The sequence below is a fragment of the Pantoea folii genome, assembly GCF_056678875.1.
On sequence record NZ_JBWXON010000038.1, the window covers coordinates 1 to 3650 of the forward strand.

Below are 3650 nucleotides of genomic sequence, written 5' to 3' on the forward strand. Positions count from 1 at the left end.
TGGTGGAGATAAGCGGGATCGAACCGCTGACCTCTTGCATGCCATGCAAGCGCTCTCCCAGCTGAGCTATACCCCCAGCACCGAAAAACAGCCGATTTAACTCGACGGACGGCATCATATGAAACCGCTCCCTGAGTGTCAACGCCAAATTCTCGTTCTGTGTTCAATCGCTGAAAAAGGCGGCAACGCCCTACCGTAATGGCTTTTTTTTCAACGCAACTGTGCATTCCGTTAACGTATTTTCGCATTTAACACCCTGCAACCGAGGTTAAATCAGGGTTAAAGATGTTAGGAATAATCTTGTGTTCGTTACGGGTAAGTGTAAAACTTAGCGCGCTAATTAACCGGTCAACCTTCCAGGGTATATCACTCGTTGATCGGCCAGCATTTTCCCCTTGTTCAATAAAAGAAAAGTGAAATATGTCGCTGCATACACCAAAAGAGATCGCCCAACTGGCGATTCAAGCGGGCGTGGCTAAAAGCCGTTTGCCTGTTTCCACCTTATTGATCCTTGGTTTTATGGCCGGTGCTTTTATTGCCACTGGTTTTCTGTTGGATCTGCATGTTATCAACCAACTGCCTGCTGAATGGGGCTCCTTTGGCGGCTTCCTCGGCGCGGCGGTGTTCCCGGTTGGCCTGATTCTAACCGTTCTGGCCGGTGGCGAACTGTTGACCGGCAACATGATGACCTTACCGATCGCGTGGTTCGCTCGCCGCATCAGTGGTGTGAGCGTGCTGCGCAACTGGTTCTGGGTCACCATTGCCAACTTTATTGGCAGCATCGCGGTCGCCTGGTTCTTTGGTCATATGCTCGGTATGACCGAAGGCGATTATCTGAAAAAGACGGTGGCAATTGCGCATGCCAAAGTGAATGCGGATTTCCTGCACGCCTTCATTTCCGGCATTGGATGCAACTGGCTGGTGTGTCTGGCGGTGTGGTTAGCCTTCGCCAGTAAAGATATGGTCGGCAAAATCTTTGGCATGTGGTTCCCGGTGATGGCCTTCGTGGCCATTGGCTTCCAGCACGTGGTGGCGAACATGTTTATTGTGCCCGCCGCGATTTTTGCCGGACAAATGAGCTGGGCAGACTTTGCGCCAAACGTCATTGCCGTCTTCCTTGGCAACGGCGTGGGCGGTGCAATATTTGTTGGTCTCACCTATTTCCTTGCTTTCCGTCCTGCACAAGCTGAAACCAGCGAAGCTTAATATCCGATTTATGCCTTTTGTCATCAGACAAGAGGCATTTTCCTGCCTGATTACTTTTCCCCGTTACGTTTTGTTGTAATATGTACAGCTAATGTATTTAACAGGGACAGCATCGTGAAAAAGGAATGGCTCACCCCCGAGGAGCTCGCGCTGGAAACGGGCTACAGTCGGCAAACGGTGAATAAATGGATCAAACGCGAAAACTGGACAACCACGCCCAAGCCCGGTGTACAGGGTGGTAAGGCGCGATTGATTCATATTGATGAGCGTGTAAAAAGCTTTGTTCAGTCTACCCGCCACGCGACCGAGCCGGCGGCCAATTACGGTGCTCAACAAAATACGTTACCTGCGTTATTAATTAATTCTGTCCAGCAAATGACGACCGCTGAGCAAGATCAACTGGCTGCATTGTTGCTGCGCGAGGGGATAAGTGGTGTGCTGGAACGGTTAGGGATTAAAGAAGATTAAAAAAAGCCGGGCGCTCATGCTCCCGGCTTTTTTAATGCCCGCGATAAGTGAAGCGGCAACGTTACAGGCTGCCGCTACCTCAATTAAGCCTGGGCTTCACGCTCAGCAATGAAGGCCAGCGCTTTTTCGATACGGGCCACGCTGCGGCTGCGACCAATCGCTTCAACCGTCACATCCAGTGCCGGAGACTGGCCTGCACCGGTGACCGCCACGCGCAGTGGCATGCCCACTTTGCCCATACCCAATTCCAGCGCATCAGCAGCACCCTGAATCGCGTTGTGCACATTCTCGGCATTCCACTCGCTGTCGCTCAGCGCAGCCAGTTTATCACGCACCACTTCCAGTGGCTGGCGTGCAACAGGACGCAGATGTTTCTTCGCCGCGTCAGCATCAAAGGCTTCAAACTCTTCATAGAAGTAACGGCAGGAAGCCGCGATCTCGACCAGCGTTTTGCAACGCTCACCCAGCAGCGTCACCAGCTTCGCCAGTTCCGGACCGGTGCGGGTATCGATATTCTGTTGCTCGATGTGCCACTGCAGCTGCGTTGCCACGTATTCTGGCGGCAGCGTATTAATGTAGTGATGGTTCAGCCACTGCAGTTTTTCGGTGTTAAACGCACTGGCAGACTTACTCACGGCATCCAGAGTAAACAGCTCGGCCATCTCAGCAACGCTGAAAATTTCCTGGTCGCCATGTGACCAGCCCAAACGCACCAGATAGTTGAGCAGCGCTTCCGGCAGATAGCCGTCATCACGGTACTGCATCACACCGACTGCGCCATGGCGTTTCGACAGCTTCTTACTGTCATCACCCAGTATCATTGAGACGTGCGCGTAGGTTGGCACCTCTGCACCAATCGCTTTAAGGATGTTGATCTGGCGTGGCGTGTTGTTGATGTGGTCTTCACCACGGATCACGTGAGTGATGCCCATATCCCAGTCATCCACCACCACACAGAAGTTGTAGGTTGGTGAACCATCGGTGCGGCGGATGATCAGATCATCCAGCTCCTGATTGCTGAACTCAATTGGACCACGGATCTGGTCGTCAAAAATGACCGAACCTTCTTGCGGATTACGGAAACGCACCACGCAAGGCTCATCCGCCGCATGATGTTCATGGCTGTCACGGCAGCGGCCGTCATAGCGTGGCTTCTCGCCTTTCGCCATCTGCTCTTCACGCAGCGCTTCTAAACGCTCTTTAGAGCAATAGCATTTATAAGCGGTACCTGCTGCTACCATCTCATCGATGACCGCGTTGTAACGATCAAAGCGCTTCGTCTGATAGTACGGGCCTTCATCCCACTGCAGGTTTAGCCAGTTCATGCCATCCATGATGGCTTCAATGGCTTCCGGCGTTGAACGTTCCAGATCGGTATCTTCGATACGCAGAACGAATTCGCCCTTGTTATGGCGAGCATAAAGCCAGGAATAAAGAGCAGTACGGGCACCGCCCACATGCAGGTAGCCCGTTGGGCTGGGTGCGAAGCGAGTTTTGATTTTCATTCAGCATTGCCTTAGATGCGCAGGTTTCTTTATCTGGATGACAAAAAAACGGGTTAACGCGAAAAAACAGTGCGCATATTCTAGCAGGTGGGACGCTTTCCTCAATGACTCTCGCGGCGGCATCACAGATTGAAGTGCGTTTTTCTGCTAATAAAACCAGCACATTGGCTAAAAGCGCGGCATGCTGCCTAAATTTAAAGCGAACGCACATTTATGTTTTAAAAAGCGTTGACTCACTTCGCTGGATCCCTATAATGCGACTCCACACAGCGGGGGTGATTAGCTCAGTTGGTAGAGCATCTCCTTTACACGGAGGGGGTCGGCGGTTCGAGCCCGTCATCACCCACCACTCTAAAAGTGGCTCGCAGTGTACAAGAGTTTGAAGAGTAAGATATGGGCGATTAGCTCAGTTGGTAGAGCATCTCCTTTACACGGAGGGGGTCGGCGGTTCGAGCCCGTCATCGCCCACCA

The 3650-nt window shown here is 52.2% G+C and carries 3 protein-coding genes and 3 tRNA genes; 4 read left to right on the forward strand and 2 right to left on the reverse strand.

Translation table 11 applies throughout. The annotated features are described in order from the left end of the window. A tRNA-Ala gene (locus tag AC1MDE_RS25695) sits at window positions 1-76 on the reverse strand. Window positions 77-420: 344 nt separating this feature from the next. Between AC1MDE_RS25695 and AC1MDE_RS25700 the strand changes: the two genes are divergently transcribed. Both AC1MDE_RS25700 and AC1MDE_RS25705 read left to right on the forward strand, forming a co-directional pair. Next, window positions 421-1206, forward strand: a complete 786-nt coding sequence (locus AC1MDE_RS25700) for a formate/nitrite transporter family protein (protein WP_058959061.1) — start codon at window positions 421-423, stop codon at window positions 1204-1206. Window positions 1207-1320: 114 nt separating this feature from the next. Further along, a complete protein-coding gene (locus AC1MDE_RS25705; protein WP_034825897.1) occupies window positions 1321-1674 on the forward strand; it encodes a YfeC-like transcriptional regulator in 354 nt (117 codons plus the stop codon). A gap of 83 nt (window positions 1675-1757) precedes the next feature. On the opposite strand, the gene gltX is transcribed toward AC1MDE_RS25705, so the two are convergent. Continuing rightward, window positions 1758-3179 carry a glutamate--tRNA ligase gene (gene gltX / locus AC1MDE_RS25710; protein ID WP_058959062.1) on the reverse strand — a complete coding sequence of 474 codons (1422 nt, stop codon included), beginning with the start codon at window positions 3177-3179 and terminating at the stop codon, window positions 1758-1760. Between the two features lie 273 nt (window positions 3180-3452). Here gltX and AC1MDE_RS25715 point away from each other — a divergent pair. Next, window positions 3453-3528 (forward strand) — tRNA-Val (locus AC1MDE_RS25715). Between the two features lie 46 nt (window positions 3529-3574). Then, window positions 3575-3650 (forward strand) — tRNA-Val (locus AC1MDE_RS25720).